Genomic DNA, 15,650 nt, shown 5'->3' with positions numbered 1-15,650 from the left:
GGTTTCCACTGGTTAAATTAATAAAGGGGACATTTTCTTCAGGAGGGGATTAAATGGAGAGTACAAATGAATTTGTAAAGAAGTTTAATGAAACAAAGCAAAAGGATATACAAAATAAAAAGCGTCAAGGGTTTAATGACCCGGCCAAAAAGCTTCCAAACAAGCGACATTAAGGAGCCCCTATGGAAAAACAACGCGTAAGGGAAATTCTAGAAGCTCCAAATTTAATTCAGGTCGATTATGCTGGAATACCGGTTTATATCCAGTCTGTTGGAGAAGATAACGGCAACGCCACTGTCTTTCCCCTCGATGAGATGGACCATGAACAGATGGTAGAAATCAGCAGACTAACGGAAACTGTTCCAGTAAAACATTAGTAGGGAAACCGCCCCGTCCATGTACTGAGCATCGACGGGGAAATTTCCCTACTTTTTATTTTGCCTTCGATCCATTTTAAAGTGTGCTATCTGATTTTCTGAGCCGGTGAAGAGCTTTGTAATATATGCGGTGGTTAGACGATAATTCTCTTCAATCTTTTCTGCCAAATGACTGGTTCGTTCGAATAAGGTAGACCGAACATGGTCAAGCTGCCTCGCCAATTTTTCCGTTATGGCTTCCTGGTTTTCCAGACTTGCCATGACAGCTTTCTGATGCTCCTCCTGATTCGTTAGCTTTGTTTCGATTTTATCCTGCCATTCAGATTGTTGCTGCAAACTAGCTCGTAAATCCTTATCCTCTTGTTCCCGAGACGTTAAATGATCCGTCATATCTGACTGTGCCAATTGAAGATGGTTCACTTTCCCGGAAAGCTCCTTATTGGTTCGTTGTGTATCTTCTAGTAGCTTTTCCATTGTTGTATGCTTTGCCTCCATTTGTTCCAAAAGGCGAATCATTTCTGCATCCCGTCTGTCTTGCATCGAATTATTCTGTTGCAATGCGGTTAACTTCGTAATCATTTCCCGCCATTGCCCAGCATTCTTTCCCTCTTGTCTATAAAAATGCTGCTTCATTTTTACTTGATTTTGGTGAAGCGACTGGTTTACTTTCTTTTGCTCCATTATCATTTCAGCTACATGATTTTTTATATAGATCCCTTGGTTTGGCTCTTTTAATGGTTCCTTGTTTTTAAACAAGTTTCGATGCTTGTTTCGATCCATATATAGCCCCATACCTGTCATCCTTTCTGGGTTCTTTCCATATAGATTATGCAGGTACATGGATGATGGGACACTAGTTAGAAATTTGGTACACTAATAGCAGAGAAACAAGTACTAATTATCTTCGTTTCGTTAATTCGGACACGAAAAGTCAGATGGGATGGTGGAAGGATGCTAGAGCAATGGCTTCATGATGCAAAGCATACTGTAGTATTTACAGGGGCGGGTATGTCAACCGAAAGCGGATTGCCTGATTTCCGTTCTGCAAACGAAGGGCTATGGAATAACTTAGACCCAAGTGAAATTGCCAGTACTGATGCTTTAAACAAAAATGTGCATGCATTTACAGAATTCTATCGCCAGCGAGTGCTCGGTGTCAAAACCTATGAGCCCCATAAAGGTCACTACATTTTAGCTGACTGGGAGAAACGAGGAAAATTAAAATCCATTATTACCCAAAACGTCGATGGGTTCCATCAAAAAGCAGGTTCCAAACAGGTAGCGGAGTTACACGGTACATTGCAAACACTCCATTGCCAGTCCTGTAACAAACAATATAGCAGTGAAGCGTATCTTGATAAAGAATACCACTGTCATTGTGGTGGAATTCTCCGCCCCTCTATTGTTCTATTCGGAGAAGCATTACCACAAAGCTCTTTTCAAAAGGCTCTTACAGATGCACAGGCCTGTGACCTGTTTGTGGTGCTTGGCTCCTCTCTAAGTGTGACCCCTGCAAACCAATTCCCTTTAATCGCAAAGGAAAGTGGTGCAAAACTTGTCATTATTAACCGCGAGGAAACGAGCCTGGATCACGTTGCAGATCTTGTTATCCACGATCGAAATATCGGGGACATATTAAAGGAGCTGGATTTATAATCCAGCTCCTTTCTTTAAACTATGTCATCCATTTAGGAGGAACGTTTTTATTCCAAAATATTTCACCAATTTCTCGGTGTGTTTCAAAGCGATCATTGCTTACATGGTAATGAAAATTAAACCAATAGCCTTCCATCGGACGGTTATCGCGGCGTACATGAAACTTCGCGAGGGCTTTATCTGTCCGAACATCATAAAGATTAAATATCTTTTCTCCCCATCCATCTGTCGGCTGATCTGTGATCCCAATAAAAGGGTAATCCGACTCATCAACTGTAGCCAATGTTTTGGTTACTGCTTCTTCCACGGCAATTAAAATGGTATCTAAGAAAACAGGATCAATTTGAGACGAAATTTTCGGGCCAAGTTTTTTCATCGTTTGTACCTTTGCCTCTGATGTCATTGACTGGACAAAGGAGACGCTTATAGCTTCTTGGCTTTCCTCTTCTAATGGACTATCTGCTTCTCCTACAGAGGTGGAAATATCTTCTTTTATATCGGTTTTGGCAGAGATATCGTCTTTACTCTCATCAGCATTTAAAAAAGCTGGCGGGACATACATTCCCAGCGTCATAATGGTAATGAGGACGACTGCCGCCTTCCTTAGCCAAAGTTTCATATTACGGGCCCCTTTTATCCCGGTGCAATCGTCCGTAAGATTCCCACTTAAAACAAGTGAAACCGTGATGTTTAAGTGGGAGTAAACGGACGCTAACACCCCGATTCGTTCAACTACAATCAGTGGGGAAAGAATAAAAACCCCCACTGATTGTAGTTTCACTTTATATACTCACTTAAAGTTTACCACGCAAAATAAATATGTCCATACATATTTAGAACTTTAGCGGAAATATTAAAATTTTCCAAATCATTCAATGCCACCTATTTTAGAAACAACGTTCACATAATAAATGGAATTTGAGAGAAGCTAAAGATTAACTAAACTAGCCAGGAGTGAAGGAATTTGAAGGAAGAAAAAAAGATTCGCTTAGACTCAGGAGAAATTGCCTCTCTTTGGACAGCCTATGTAAATGACAGCATGTCTGTTCGTATCCTCCAGTTTATCATTCAACATATTCAAGACCCTGATATTAGGCCCGCAATCCAAAACGCCATGGACATTTCAGATGGTCACATTAAACAGCTAACAGCTATTTTTGAAGCAGAAGAATATGCTATTCCGAACGGATTTACGAGTAAGGATGTTCATTTAGATGCCCCATGGCTGTTTTCCGATACATTCTGTCTAACCTATGTATGCCATATGGCAAAGGTTGGCATGCTTTCCTACAGTGGGTTACTGTCCATGAGTACAAAGCCTTCCATCAGGGATTACTTTACTACCGCCCTAAAACAAACAACATCCTTGTATAATCAAGCAAAAGATATCTCAACTAATAAAGGAATTAATCCTCGCATCCCATATATTGAAGTGCCTAAAAAGGCGGATTATGTTAACAGCAAGGAGTATTATAGTGGGCTAAACCCATTTAGTGATAAACGCCCGTTGAACGCTATCGAGATCTCTCATTTATATATGAATGCCCTGTCCAACTATGTTGGCATGAAGCTATGTCTTGCTTTCGCTCAAACCTCCCCTGACAAAAAGGTACAAGACTTTCTTTTAAGATCAAAGGAAATTTCTAAAAAGCACAGCAAAATATTTAATTCCATCTTAAGTGACAATAACATTGAAACACCACAACTCCCAGATGTAGCTGTTAGCACCTCGACGACGGAAACATTTTCTGACAAAATGATCATGTTTCATATGTCCTTGTTGATTTCTGCTGGGATTGGAAATTACGCCACTGCTGCTGCAGCCAGTCAAAGATTAGATTTGGCCGTTAATTATGAACGCCTTTCGCTGGAAGTAGCTAAACTAGCGAAAAGCGGCGCTGATCTTATGATCGAGAATCACTGGCTTGAACAACCACCAGGTACAAAGAATAGGGAACAGCTTGCTAGGAATAAAAAATAAGGAGGAGCAGCTTATGGAAGCTGCTCCTCCTTTAAAGTACATTCGTATTACAACTTAGGTGTTTTTCATTAAAGGATCGCAGCATATTTACAAGTTCCGCTGGTACACTTTTTTCCCATCATAGGAGTAGACCACTGGCTTTTCTTCTACTGAGGTCTCCATATAAACGGTCTTACCCCATAACTGATAAATGTATGGCAAAACATTTTCTAGATAGCCAATGTCCAGCTCCATGCCTTCATAGCTGTGCTTCAAATATAACTCGCCATTTCGCAGGTAATCTCCATTTTCTACTGTGATATAAGGAAATCCTCCGTTTACCCTCATGGACACAAGCTGATCGCGCACTTCTTCATATTTTTTATCGGTTATGGTATAGTCTCTGCCCTTCTTCTCAAAGAGATAAAGATCCTCCCGCTGTACAAGCTCTTTTGTTAAATAGTTGCGAATAAACGATATATCAGCTTCTATTTCCCTTACCTCAAACATTTTCTCTCTACCCGATTCAGGCTCTATGCCGAGCTCTCGCATTTCCTTTGTTGGATTGTTATAGCGTTCTTCTATATCTTCAAAGATTTTCAACCCAAGGTAGTAAGGGTTAATGCCTTGCTTGGATGGTTGCACCACACCTGCATTTAATGATGCAAATTCAATTGTATCTTCTGTGCTAAGATCCATCTCCCGCAAAATGCGCTGATGCCAGTACGAAGCCCAGCCTTCGTTCATAATTTTTGTTTCCAGCTGAGGCCAAAAATAAAGCATTTCCTCACGCATCATAGTTAAAATATCGCGTTGCCAATCCTCTAGCTCATTGCTGTATTCCTCAATAAATAATAATAAATCTTTTTCTGGATGTGGCGGGAACTTTTTCCGCTTTTTAACAAACCGTTTTCCTTTGTCTGTTGTTTTATCCAAATCCCAAAGGTCATCATAAGCCGTTTTTGCTTTGTATGGTTCTTCTTCATCATCCTCCAAATTATAAGCAGGGAGTTTTGGCCGAACAATGGATGGATCAATATGCTCCTGAATAGCAAGAATTGCGTTTAAAAACTGCTCCACCTCTTCCTTGCCATGAACCATTTCATAGTTTGCAATTCTTTCTGCCGTAGCTGTCATGCTTTCCACCATATCACGCCGTGTATTGGAAAAACGAACATTATTTTTAAAGAAATCACAGTGTGCAAGGACATGTGCGATGATTAATTTGTTTTGTATGAGACTATTTGTATCAAGCAAGAAAGCATAACAAGGATTTGAATTAATAACTAACTCATATATTTGGCTTAAGCCTAGATCATATTGCAGCTTCATTTTATGAAATTGTTTACCAAAGCTCCAATGGGAAAAACGGGTTGGCATCCCATAGGCACCAAATGTATAAATTATATCAGCAGGACAAATTTCATAACGCATCGGATAAAAATCCAAACCAAATCCGGTTGCAATTTCGGTAATTTCTTCAATTGCACGGGTGAGTGCTCTCGTGTCGGTCAACGAATATCCCTCCTATCATGCTTTATATAGTGTATGAGAAGGGCTATTAATGATGAACAACTTTCTAACATCCAGTCATTTACAAAGAAACTCTCACAAATCGAAACAATTACTATTTACAAACCGTAACCATTACGTTATGATATGTAAAGATCAAAACGATTTAAACGTAAGGGAGAGCAAACAAATGAAAAAAAGAAATTACATAGTTCTAACTGGACTATTGTTTTCACTGTTATTCATAGCTGCATGTAATAGCGAGTCTGAAAATACAGCCGCTGAAAACAACGACGAATCAGATAACCCGCTTAAGATTTACACCACCTTATATCCTCTTGAAGATTTTACTAAGAAAATTGGTGGTGAGTTTGTTGAAGTGGAAAGCATTATGCCACTCGGCGCAGATGCTCACACGTTTGAACCAACCTCAAAACAAATGGTGGATATCGCCGGAGCTGATGCCTTTATTTATAACGGAATGGGCATGGAATCCTTTGCAGAAAGCATGTCTTCAGCACTTGAAGGCGAAGACGTAGCCTTATTAGAAGCTGCAGAGGGCGTTGAGGCAGTGGAACACAGCCATGATCATGACCACGAAGGCGAAGAGGCTACTACGGAAGAGCACGATCATGAAAGCGAAGAAGCAGCCACAGAAGAACACGATCATGAAAGCGAAGATGCTACCACGGAAGAGCACGATCATGAAGAAGAAGATGCTACCACGGAAGAGCACGATCATGAAGAAGAAGATGCTACCAAGGAAAAGCACGATCATGAAGAAGAAGATGCTACACATGATCATGATCACGGGGACATGGATCCACACGTATGGTTAGATCCAATTCGTGCTATCGCGCTTGCGGAAAATATTAAAGACCAGTTAATAGAATTAAAGCCTGAAGAAGAAGAAACGTTTGAAGCAAACTTTGAAACATTGAAAGCAGACTTAGAGAATTTAGATGCAGAGTTTCATACTTTGATAGAATCGAAAGAAAACCCTGAGATGATTGTTTCACACGCTGCGTACGGCTATTGGGAAGACAACTATGGTGTTGTACAAATCCCGATTTCAGGACTATCTTCTAGTGAAGAGCCGTCACAGAAGGAACTTACAGAAGTTATTAGTGTTGCAAAGGAAAAAGACTTGAAATATGTTATATTTGAGCAAAACGTAACGACAAAAGTAGCAGAAGTAATCCGTAATGAAATTGGTGCAGAGCCATTGCAACTGCATAATCTTTCCGTTCTAACTGAGGAAGATGCGGAAAACGACGAAGACTATTTCAGTCTTATGAAAAAAAATCTAGAAACCTTAGATAAAGCACTTCAATAAAGTTTAACGAGGGCGTGTCAGATGACACGTCCTCTTCATTTTAATTTCAACTCATCATCATCTACAACTCTAATCTATAAATATTTTATTTGGACCGGGTAGACATATGGTTGATTAGGCTGTTCTATTATCTTCCAATCCGTGATGTGTATGGTCGGCAACTCTTTCCCATTATATTGTTGCATGCGTATTACCCCTGTTGCCTCCACCCATGTATCTTCTGCCAATTCCCCTGCTCCATTAAACTCTGACAGAAATCCAACCACCCCTGCATCTGCTATACAATGCGTAATCAAAAAACGTGAGAGTACGATTTGATTTTGCGAAAAACCCTGCTCTCTGTAAACAAATCCGCGAAATGTTATCTTTTTTCCTATGAATGAATCCGGATCATGGTTTATTTCCTGATAATAAGCGGCATACATCTCTTCTGTCATCGTAATGTCCTGCGTTTGCTTTAGCGCACCCATATGGCTATCATATTCTTCCTTTGACATTGTATTTAATAGTAGATTTGGATCTGGGGAGGTATGATCAACAGAAGATTGTTCACCTGCCTTCTCGTCTCCCTGTCTGTGCTCCCCGCTATTTCCCATTGAAAGCATAATCCCTTTTTTCTCAGCGATCGATGCGTCTAACGTTGTTTCAGGGAAGATAAATCCTGTTGCAAGTGGAAGAATGATAATCGCATAAGATAATATTTTCTTCAACGTTAGCGGGCCATCTCCATGATCATGATGATGCCCAGTCGCATGTTTGTGTTTATGGATGGTTTTCCCTGCAGTCGTTGACCAAATTCTGAATAACTGTGTCAGGAAGAGAATAAGAAAAAGCCATGCCCCTATCATACTTAGATGCTCATATTTTGGATTAATATAGTGGACAATATCTCCTGTTTGATGCAACTGAATCAAAAAGACAATAAACGTCATTAAAATGACTGCTCGGAATGCTTGCTGTAGCTGAATTCGCAATTCTTTCACCCCCTCAATTAGCCTGCATGAAATAGCATTAATGTTAGGAATACAACCAACGTAACAATAACAACAAATAGCCCCACAAGCCTCGCTCTAAATACACTAAGCATCATAAACGTATTTTTCATATCAATCATCGGTCCGTAAATTAAGAATCCTAGTATAGCAGTGTCCGGGAAGAGCCCCCTGAATGAAGCACCAATAAATGCATCTGCTTCAGAACAAAGAGATAAAATATAGGCCAGCGCCATCATAACAATGGTAGAAGAAGCTACTCCACTTCCCAATGCAACCAGATCACCAGAAGAGATGTAGGTTTGTACAAAGGCTGCGAGTGCTGCACCAATGATTAAGTACTTACCCATGTCAAAAAACTCATCTACCGCATGTGTAAAGGTATGCTTTATCTTCTCTTGGAATCCCGTCTGTTTTACATGCTGGCTAGGGAAAGTATGCTTCAGCTGATTCCCTTTAAAGAAAAAGCTAATAATGATCGCAACGACCATGGCAATAACAAATCCTAAAATCATTCGAGATGCAGCGATCGCGAAGTTATTACCAAATGCCATGTAGGTGGAAAGAATTACGATAGGGTTAATTAAAGGCCCAGTTAACAAGAATCCAATACCTGCATAGATCGGTACTCCTTTTCCAACAAGCCTTCTAACAATTGGTACAATACCACACTCACACGCCGGAAAGCATGCTCCGACCACACAGCTCATCAAAATTGCCATGTATTTATTACGCGGGATCCACTTTCGGATGTGCTCGTCTGTTACAAACACCTGGATTAGACCTGCAATAAAAACACCAATTAAGACAAATGGTAATGCCTCTATTAATATACTTAGAAATAGCATATTCATATGATAGATGGACTTCGGTAACTCTATCAGTCCCTCTACCTTTTCACCAAACGTTAAAAGTGTGATTACGAGCGCAAAGATAAACAGCCCTGTTAGCTCAACCAACAGTGTATGCCGCTTGCTAATCATTCGTAGACTACCTCCCTATCTTTCATTTCATGCATGTCCTTTTCAATCCATCCTATTCGTGAAAAAAAATACTAGAACTAACTTTATGATTAGGAAAACGATGTATAAAGTGAACCTTCAATCAGTGAGGGTTCTCATTCTTCCCCCACTGATTGTTAGTTGAACGAATCGGGGTGTTAGCGTCCGTTTACTCCCACTTAAACATCACGGTTTCACTTCATGTTTTGAAGTGGGAGTCTTACGGACGGTTACACCGGGATAAAAAACTTCCTAAAACATATCTATTTACAACGAACATAATGTGGGTTATAGTAAAATAAATCGTAATGATTACGATTATAGGGTGCGTAAGCATCTTTTATTTTTTGGCTGCAAATCGTAATGATTACACTTAAGGAGGATAACAATGGCTAAAAAATCTAAAATAGCGAAAGAAAGAAAACGTCAACAGACTGTTGAAAAATACGCAGAATTAAGAAGAGAACTAAAAGAAAAAGGAGACTATGAAGCAATAAGAAAGCTTCCAAGGGATTCTTCCCCGACCCGCCTTAAAAATCGTTGTCAGGTAACAGGCAGACCTCGTGGGTATGTTCGTAAATTTGGTATGTCACGGATTGCTTTACGTGAGTATGCGCATAAAGGGCAACTACCAGGTGTGAAGAAATCAAGCTGGTAAGCTTAAGCTGTAAGGAAAAGGAGCTGACATGCAGTGTACAAATGGATCATTGTAGGTGGCGGCATCCAAGGAAGCACCATTGCCGTACAGCTTCTGCAAGCAGGCAAGGTCTCAGCACAGGAGCTATTGATCATTGATCCCTATTCAAGACCCCTGCACAAATGGTTGACATTAACAGATAAAATCGGCATGAATTATTTGCGCTCACCCTTCGTGCATCATATGGACACCAGACCATTTGCTTTAAAGGATTTCGCTGAAAACAATGCCTACACGAAACCATTTCTAGGACGATACAAACGGCCTCAACTGCAATTATTTAATGACCACTGCCAACAGCTTTTTGATCAGCTAAAATTGGCAGATAGTTGGCACCAGGCAAAGGTAAATCAGATTGCACGTCATGGTTTAAATGAGTGGATCGTTAAAACAGAGCAAAACACGTTTACCGCGGAAAGAGTCGTTCTTGCCATGGGAGTTAATAACAAACCATTCTATCCAGACTGGGCACTGGAAGCAAAAGCGCACTATCCGACCAAAGTTTTACACTTATTTGAAGACGATATCTCTCCCCCATCCTCTGTTTGTGTGGTAGGTGGTGGCTTGACTGCTGCACATATGGCAGCATTACTTTGTGAAACTCCTAATGTAGACAAGGTCACATTGATTAAGCGGCATGACTACCGGGTCCATGATTTTGATAGTGATCCTGGGTGGCTTGGTCCAAAATATTTAACCAGCTATCATAAGATAACGTCTCTTCGCGAAAGAAGAGGAACCATCACAAGAGCGAGAAATCGTGGCTCTATTCCACGGGATATGTTTTTAAAATTAAAACGATTGGAAGCTGGCGGTTCGCTTAGATGCATAAATGATGAGATACAAGGAGTAAGCACACACTTGCCTGATCCTTTACTTCACTTTAAAGAAACCCCTGCTGAAAGCTTTTGCGCTGTCCTTTTAGCAACAGGATCAGCACCTGGAATACCTGAGGAAGATTGGTTGAAACCTGTAATAGATAGTGAAAATCTGCCATGTTCAAATTGTGGATTTCCTATAGTGTCAAAACAATTAGAGTGGAAAAAAGGGCTTCATGTTGCAGGACCTTTAGCAGAATTAGAAATTGGTCCTGTTTCCCGAAACATTTCAGGAGCCAGGAAAGCCGCAGCTATACTTTCATCCATTTAGGTAGGAACAATGAGAGTGCCACTTAACATAACAAGTTAGAAGCCTTCTTCGCGGTGAGTGGGTTCATTCGTGTTACATATAGTTCAGAGGTAGGAGATGAAAGAATGAAAAAGGAAATACCTGTTACGGTTTTGAGTGGGTATCTTGGTGCTGGCAAAACATCTGTTTTAAACCATTTACTACACAATAGACAAGGGCACAAGATAGCTGTAGTCGTCAATGACATGAGTGAAATTAACATTGACTCAGCTATGATAAAACAAGGCGGGTTGGTTCGCAGTGATGAGAAGTTAGTAGAACTACAAAATGGATGTATCTGCTGTACCTTAAGAGAGGATCTCATTGTGGAGCTTAATCGATTAGCACACTTAGATATAGACTATGTCTTAATCGAGTCAACAGGAATATCTGAGCCTATCCCCGTGGCTCAAACTTTCACGTACGAGGCAGATAAATTAGAAATTGACCTGCGTAGCTTCTACAAGCTGGATACAATGGTGACAGTGGTAAATGCAGAACAATTTTGGAATGACTATTATTCTGGAGAAAACCTGCTTGTGCGACAGCAAGAGGCCGTCCCTGATGACGAACGTGAAGTCGCAGACCTTCTTGTTGACCAGATCGAATTTGCGAATGTGATATTAGTTAATAAAATTGATTTAATCCCAGCTGAAGACCTGCATACCTTAATCGCCACATTAGCGAAATTCAACCCTACTGCATACATTATACCTATTGAGCATGGTAAAGTTGAGCCGAATAATGTTTTAAACACTTCACTATTTGACTTTGAAAATGTTAGCAGTTCTGCAGGGTGGATAAAAGAATTAAACGAAGAACATATACCTGAAACAGAAGAGTATGGCATTCATTCGTTTGTTTATAGAAGTAGCCAGCCTTTTCATCCTGAGCGATTCTTCAGGTGGCTAGAGAAATGGCCAAAAGAAGTGGTCCGTGCCAAAGGATTTTTCTGGCTTGCTAGCAGAAATGATAGCATCGGGCTGCTTTCCCAGGCTGGTAAGTCTTTAAGTATTCAAGGGGCCGGGAATTGGATTGCCACTTTTTCTAAAGCTGAGCAAGAAAAGCTGTTAAAAGAGGATATGGATACAAAGGAACTATGGCATCCACAATATGGGGACCGCAAGTCAGAGTTAGTATTTATTGGTATAGATCTAGACGAAAGTGAACTCATTCATTCATTAAACCAATGCTTACTGACAGACCAGGAAATGGGCGATGACTGGACGTTGTGCTCTGATCCTTTTCCAGACTATGTTTAGAATACACGCTCCCTTTAATTAGGGGGCGTTTTATTTTTTATTGTAAAACCGTTGCATTTTTTTAGTTTACCGAATATAATTTGCCTAAGGTAAACTTTTTAACTATCGTATAACTATTTATCGCAATTACAACACTTACCAACACAGCATAAAATGCTATTATATTTTTTTGCTGAAGTTTTGCGCATGGGAAACAAAATAGGAGGAGGGGAAAACGGAAATGAAAAAATTTTTTTTAATTGGTTTTGTGTTCTTGTTGTTTGGATTGGTTGGATGCTCCACCAAAACAGAAAGTAATGGAGGTTCTAGCAAGGAACCAGTCAAAGTAGTAACAACGATCGCTCAAATTGGGGACATAGCAAAGCAAGTAGGTGGAGAGGCAGTAGAAGTTGAAAGTTTAATGGGGCCTGGCGTTGATCCACATTTATACAATGCAGTTCAAGGAGATATCCAAAAGCTTCACGAGGCGGATATCATTTTCTACAACGGCCTTCACTTAGAGGGACAAATGGATGAGATTTTTCAAAATATGCAGGAAGAAAAGCCAACGATTGCGGTTGCTGAAAGTATTCCGAAAGAGGAGCTTTTGGCAGACCCAGCCAGTCCGAATATTAGCGACCCACATGTCTGGTTTGATATTGGTCTATGGAAACAAGCAACAGAAGCTGTACGAGATGGGTTAATTGATTTAGATCCAGACAATGAGTCGGTGTATAAAGAAAATACATCAGCGTATTTAACCGAATTGCAAGAACTAGAAACCGATGCAAAGGATCGGTTTACCGAAATACCAGAGGAGAGCCGCGTACTAGTAACTGCTCATGACGCATTCAATTATTTCGGGGAAGCGTATGGCTTTGAGGTTATCGGACTACAAGGATTGAGTACTGAATCTGATTATGGTGTAAACGATATTCAACACATTATCGATGTCCTCGTAGAACGGAATATTAAAGGGGTATTTGTTGAAAGCAGTGTGTCTGAACGATCAATTAATGCTGTTGTAGAAGGTGCAAAGGAAGCAGGTCACGATGTTTCCATTGGTGGCGAGCTATATTCCGATGCCATGGGTGAAGAAGGTACAGAGGAAGGAACCTATATTGGGATGTTCAGACATAATGTCGACACCATCGTAGATTCTTTAAAATAAGCAATACTTAAAAAGGAGGAAAGAACCAATGCATGCACTTCATGTCTCAGATTTAACTGTATCTTATGATAAAAAACCTGTTTTGGAAGACGTATCTTTTTCCATTCCGAATGGTTCGATTACAGGGATCATCGGGCCTAATGGCGCAGGAAAATCCACTTTAATAAAGTCTATATTGCGGCTAATTCCATCTATTACTGGAGAAGTAAAAGTATATGGGAAACCATATGCGCAACAAAAGAAACTGATCGGTTACGTTCCACAGCGCAGTGAAGTCGACTGGGACTTTCCAACCAACGCGCTTGATGTCGTCCTAATGGGAAGGTACCGCCATATCGGCATGTTTAAAAGGGCCAAAAAAGCGGAAATCACCTGGGCTAGAGAGTGTCTTCAAAAGGTGGGAATGTTGGATTATGCCGAACGTCAGATTAGCCAACTGTCAGGCGGCCAACAACAGCGGGTCTTCCTGGCACGTGCACTGGCTCAAGATGCCATGGTTTACTTTATGGATGAACCTTTTTCCGGAGTTGATGCCGCGACAGAGCGGGCTATTATTCAGTTGATGAAAAATTGGAAGCAGGAAGGTAAGACGGTTATCGTGGTCCACCATGATCTGCAAACAGCGGAGGATTATTTCGACCATGTGTTGCTTCTGAACAAACAGCTAGTAAACTTTGGGGAAACCCCAGAAGTTTTCACACTGGAAAACTTGGAAAAAACCTATGGCGGGAAAATTGCCTTTTTACAAAAAACGCCGAGCACAGAAAAGGAGCATCATGCACATGGACACCTTGCTTTCGAGTCTGAGTAATGCTAATTTCCAATGGGTGTTAGTGGGCAGTCTGCTCTTAGGATTTGCCAGCGGCGTTATTGGTAGCTTTGTATTGTTAAAAAAACAAAGTTTAATCAGTGATGCAATGGCACATGCTGCACTCCCTGGAGTCTGTATTATGTTTCTAATCTTTGAAGTAAAAAGTATACCTATTCTTTTAATTGGAGCAGCAATGACAAGCTTCCTGGCAACCCAAGCTATTCAGTTTATCATTAACAAATCGCGAATAAAAACAGATGCTGCAATTGGGATTATTATCTCGGTATTCTTTGGATTTGGTATTGTCTTGCTAACTTATATCCAGCAAAATTCTACCGGTAGCCAAGCGGGTCTGGACACCTTTATTTTTGGGCAGGCAGCATCACTAGTGAAAAGTGATGTTCAGCTTATCACAGGGGGAGCATTCCTTTTAGTGATAATTTCTATGCTCTTCTTTAAAGAATTTAAGCTAACCTTGTTTGATCCACAGTTTGCGAAAGGTATAGGTCTACCTGTTAGCTTTCTAAATGGCTTAATGTTGTTCCTTGTTGTTGCTATCGTTGTAATTGGAATCCAAATGGTTGGTGTCATTTTAATTGCCGCTTTATTAATTACTCCCCCTCTTGCAGCAAGATATTGGACAGAGAAACTGGGCGTGATGGCGATTCTAGCTGGAATATTCGGTGCAATATCTGGAGTGCTCGGAGCTGTTATCAGTACCACGATAGTTGGCTTGCCTACTGGTCCGGTAATCGTACTCAGCGCTTCGTTCATCTTTTTTATATCCTTGTTGTTTGGTAAGAAGAATGGCTTGGTAATAAGGAGGGTTAGACAGGTATGACCTATACATTATGGATTGTAATAACTGGTTGTTTAGTAGGCCTTACATGTGGTATTACGGGCTCACTTCTCGTTTTGCGTAAGATGTCTATGATTGCTGATGCGATCAGCCATACAGTACTACTGGGCATAGTCGGCGCCTTCTTTGTAACCCAGTCTCTTAATGGTGTTCCGATGTTAATTGGCGCAGCTATTGTTGGCCTACTTACCGCCTTCTTTGTGGAGACACTACATCGTTCTGGCGTGCAGTCGGATGCGGCAATTGGTGTCGTGTTCACCTCCCTCTTCGCGCTTGGGGTAGTACTCATTGCTTTTATTGGCGATCAAGTCCATTTGGATGTACAACATGCCTTGATGGGGGAAATTGCCTTTGTGCCATGGAACACGCTACAAATTGGGGGAGTTTCCTTGGGCCCTGTAGCTGTTTGGATGCTTGGAGGGGTGCTCTTAGTTAACTTACTTTTAATCGCAATCTTTTACAAAGAAATCAAACTATCTACCTTTGATCCGCAATATGCACTGCTGATTGGCGTTCCAGTTGTATTTATTCACTATTTGCTAATGATTATGGTATCTCTGTCAACCGTTGCATCCTTTGACAGTGTAGGTGCTATTCTCGTAGTAGCAATGCTTATCGTACCTGGATCGACGGCCTATCTTTTAACAGACAAATTTTTCACGATGCTGTGGATGAGTGGAGCGATCGGCATTTTATCTGCCTTAATTGGCTATGGTAGCGCCGTATATTTTAATGTTTCAATTGCTGGATCGATGGCTAGTTCTACGGGTATATTATTTATCCTTGCCTTTTTATTCAGTCCAAGGCATGGTCTTGTTTTTAAACGATTACGTACAACGTAAAGGCATCAGATATATGAAAAAGGCTCTG

17 protein-coding genes are annotated in these 15,650 nt (G+C 40.7%); 12 read left to right on the top strand and 5 right to left on the bottom strand.

Annotated features, from left to right (window positions below; translation table 11 throughout):
• Window positions 1–53: 53 nt before the first annotated feature.
• Window positions 54–173: a DUF4023 domain-containing protein gene (locus AC6CHS_RS06700; RefSeq protein ID WP_081779477.1), complete on the top strand. Its 120-nt coding sequence runs from the start codon at window positions 54–56 to the stop codon at window positions 171–173.
• Window positions 174–182: 9 nt separating this feature from the next.
• Window positions 183–377: an H-type small acid-soluble spore protein gene (locus AC6CHS_RS06695; RefSeq protein ID WP_498235046.1), complete on the top strand. Its 195-nt coding sequence runs from the start codon at window positions 183–185 to the stop codon at window positions 375–377.
• Window positions 378–425: 48 nt separating this feature from the next.
• On the opposite strand, the gene AC6CHS_RS06690 is transcribed toward AC6CHS_RS06695, so the two are convergent.
• Entirely contained in the window at window positions 426–1,169 is a 744-nt protein-coding gene (locus tag AC6CHS_RS06690; RefSeq protein ID WP_498235045.1) for a hypothetical protein, read from the bottom strand.
• A gap of 159 nt (window positions 1,170–1,328) precedes the next feature.
• Between AC6CHS_RS06690 and AC6CHS_RS06685 the strand changes: the two genes are divergently transcribed.
• Complete coding sequence (locus AC6CHS_RS06685) at window positions 1,329–2,033, top strand: NAD-dependent protein deacylase (RefSeq protein ID WP_498235043.1); 705 nt, start codon at window positions 1,329–1,331, stop codon at window positions 2,031–2,033.
• A 19-nt stretch (window positions 2,034–2,052) separates the two neighbouring features.
• On the opposite strand, the gene AC6CHS_RS06680 is transcribed toward AC6CHS_RS06685, so the two are convergent.
• Window positions 2,053–2,652, bottom strand: a complete 600-nt coding sequence (locus tag AC6CHS_RS06680) for a YpjP family protein (protein ID WP_498235041.1) — start codon at window positions 2,650–2,652, stop codon at window positions 2,053–2,055.
• 345 nt (window positions 2,653–2,997) lie between these two features.
• Between AC6CHS_RS06680 and AC6CHS_RS06675 the strand changes: the two genes are divergently transcribed.
• Window positions 2,998–4,014 carry a DUF3231 family protein gene (locus tag AC6CHS_RS06675; RefSeq protein ID WP_498235039.1) on the top strand — a complete coding sequence of 339 codons (1,017 nt, stop codon included), beginning with the start codon at window positions 2,998–3,000 and terminating at the stop codon, window positions 4,012–4,014.
• A gap of 87 nt (window positions 4,015–4,101) precedes the next feature.
• Here the strand turns inward: AC6CHS_RS06675 and AC6CHS_RS06670 are convergent, their stop codons facing one another.
• Entirely contained in the window at window positions 4,102–5,508 is a 1,407-nt protein-coding gene (locus tag AC6CHS_RS06670; protein ID WP_498235037.1) for a SpoVR family protein, read from the bottom strand.
• 187 nt (window positions 5,509–5,695) lie between these two features.
• Between AC6CHS_RS06670 and AC6CHS_RS06665 the strand changes: the two genes are divergently transcribed.
• Window positions 5,696–6,841 carry a metal ABC transporter solute-binding protein, Zn/Mn family gene (locus AC6CHS_RS06665; protein ID WP_498235036.1) on the top strand — a complete coding sequence of 382 codons (1,146 nt, stop codon included), beginning with the start codon at window positions 5,696–5,698 and terminating at the stop codon, window positions 6,839–6,841.
• 74 nt (window positions 6,842–6,915) lie between these two features.
• Here the strand turns inward: AC6CHS_RS06665 and AC6CHS_RS06660 are convergent, their stop codons facing one another.
• Together AC6CHS_RS06660 and AC6CHS_RS06655 are read right to left on the bottom strand one after the other, a co-directional pair.
• Window positions 6,916–7,815 (bottom strand): TIGR03943 family putative permease subunit, encoded by a 900-nt coding sequence (locus AC6CHS_RS06660; protein ID WP_498235034.1) that lies wholly within the window; start codon window positions 7,813–7,815, stop codon window positions 6,916–6,918.
• Window positions 7,816–7,832: 17 nt separating this feature from the next.
• On the bottom strand, window positions 7,833–8,816 hold the full coding sequence (locus AC6CHS_RS06655; protein WP_498235033.1) for a permease: 984 nt from the start codon (window positions 8,814–8,816) through the stop codon (window positions 7,833–7,835).
• A gap of 406 nt (window positions 8,817–9,222) precedes the next feature.
• On the opposite strand from AC6CHS_RS06655, the gene rpsN reads away from it, so the two are divergent.
• The 7 genes from rpsN (at window position 9,223) to AC6CHS_RS06620 (ending at window position 15,622) form a co-directional block, all read left to right on the top strand.
• Window positions 9,223–9,492 (top strand): 30S ribosomal protein S14, encoded by a 270-nt coding sequence (gene rpsN, locus AC6CHS_RS06650; RefSeq protein ID WP_498235032.1) that lies wholly within the window; start codon window positions 9,223–9,225, stop codon window positions 9,490–9,492.
• A 33-nt stretch (window positions 9,493–9,525) separates the two neighbouring features.
• A complete protein-coding gene (locus AC6CHS_RS06645; RefSeq protein ID WP_498235030.1) occupies window positions 9,526–10,680 on the top strand; it encodes an FAD/NAD(P)-binding protein in 1,155 nt (384 codons plus the stop codon).
• A 104-nt stretch (window positions 10,681–10,784) separates the two neighbouring features.
• On the top strand, window positions 10,785–11,960 hold the full coding sequence (locus tag AC6CHS_RS06640; protein ID WP_498235028.1) for a GTP-binding protein: 1,176 nt from the start codon (window positions 10,785–10,787) through the stop codon (window positions 11,958–11,960).
• A gap of 220 nt (window positions 11,961–12,180) precedes the next feature.
• Window positions 12,181–13,110, top strand: coding sequence for a metal ABC transporter solute-binding protein, Zn/Mn family (locus AC6CHS_RS06635; RefSeq protein WP_498235027.1), 930 nt, complete (start codon window positions 12,181–12,183; stop codon window positions 13,108–13,110).
• A gap of 28 nt (window positions 13,111–13,138) precedes the next feature.
• A complete protein-coding gene (locus AC6CHS_RS06630) occupies window positions 13,139–13,921 on the top strand; it encodes a metal ABC transporter ATP-binding protein (RefSeq protein WP_498235025.1) in 783 nt (260 codons plus the stop codon).
• Window positions 13,893–14,762: a metal ABC transporter permease gene (locus tag AC6CHS_RS06625; protein WP_498235023.1), complete on the top strand. Its 870-nt coding sequence runs from the start codon at window positions 13,893–13,895 to the stop codon at window positions 14,760–14,762. The genes AC6CHS_RS06630 and AC6CHS_RS06625 overlap by 29 nt, the downstream gene beginning before the upstream one ends.
• Window positions 14,759–15,622, top strand: a complete 864-nt coding sequence (locus tag AC6CHS_RS06620; protein WP_379551710.1) for a metal ABC transporter permease — start codon at window positions 14,759–14,761, stop codon at window positions 15,620–15,622. Before AC6CHS_RS06625 ends, AC6CHS_RS06620 begins: the two co-directional genes overlap by 4 nt.
• Window positions 15,623–15,650 lie beyond the last annotated feature (28 nt).

This window comes from Oceanobacillus sp. GQ8 (genome assembly GCF_059758495.1).
This window is presented reverse-complemented; position numbering and strand designations above follow the sequence as displayed.

Coding starts and splice junctions, on each gene's coding strand:
- AC6CHS_RS06700 (WP_081779477.1), top strand. CDS start 54: ATGGAGAGTACAAATGAATTTGTAAAGAAGTTTAATGAAACAAAGCAA.
- AC6CHS_RS06695 (WP_498235046.1), top strand. CDS start 183: ATGGAAAAACAACGCGTAAGGGAAATTCTAGAAGCTCCAAATTTAATT.
- AC6CHS_RS06690 (WP_498235045.1), bottom strand. CDS start 1,169: ATGGGGCTATATATGGATCGAAACAAGCATCGAAACTTGTTTAAAAAC.
- AC6CHS_RS06685 (WP_498235043.1), top strand. CDS start 1,329: ATGCTAGAGCAATGGCTTCATGATGCAAAGCATACTGTAGTATTTACA.
- AC6CHS_RS06680 (WP_498235041.1), bottom strand. CDS start 2,652: ATGAAACTTTGGCTAAGGAAGGCGGCAGTCGTCCTCATTACCATTATG.
- AC6CHS_RS06665 (WP_498235036.1), top strand. CDS start 5,696: ATGAAAAAAAGAAATTACATAGTTCTAACTGGACTATTGTTTTCACTG.
- AC6CHS_RS06655 (WP_498235033.1), bottom strand. CDS start 8,816: ATGATTAGCAAGCGGCATACACTGTTGGTTGAGCTAACAGGGCTGTTT.
- rpsN (WP_498235032.1), top strand. CDS start 9,223: ATGGCTAAAAAATCTAAAATAGCGAAAGAAAGAAAACGTCAACAGACT.
- AC6CHS_RS06640 (WP_498235028.1), top strand. CDS start 10,785: ATGAAAAAGGAAATACCTGTTACGGTTTTGAGTGGGTATCTTGGTGCT.
- AC6CHS_RS06635 (WP_498235027.1), top strand. CDS start 12,181: ATGAAAAAATTTTTTTTAATTGGTTTTGTGTTCTTGTTGTTTGGATTG.
- AC6CHS_RS06630 (WP_498235025.1), top strand. CDS start 13,139: ATGCATGCACTTCATGTCTCAGATTTAACTGTATCTTATGATAAAAAA.
- AC6CHS_RS06625 (WP_498235023.1), top strand. CDS start 13,893: ATGGACACCTTGCTTTCGAGTCTGAGTAATGCTAATTTCCAATGGGTG.
- AC6CHS_RS06620 (WP_379551710.1), top strand. CDS start 14,759: ATGACCTATACATTATGGATTGTAATAACTGGTTGTTTAGTAGGCCTT.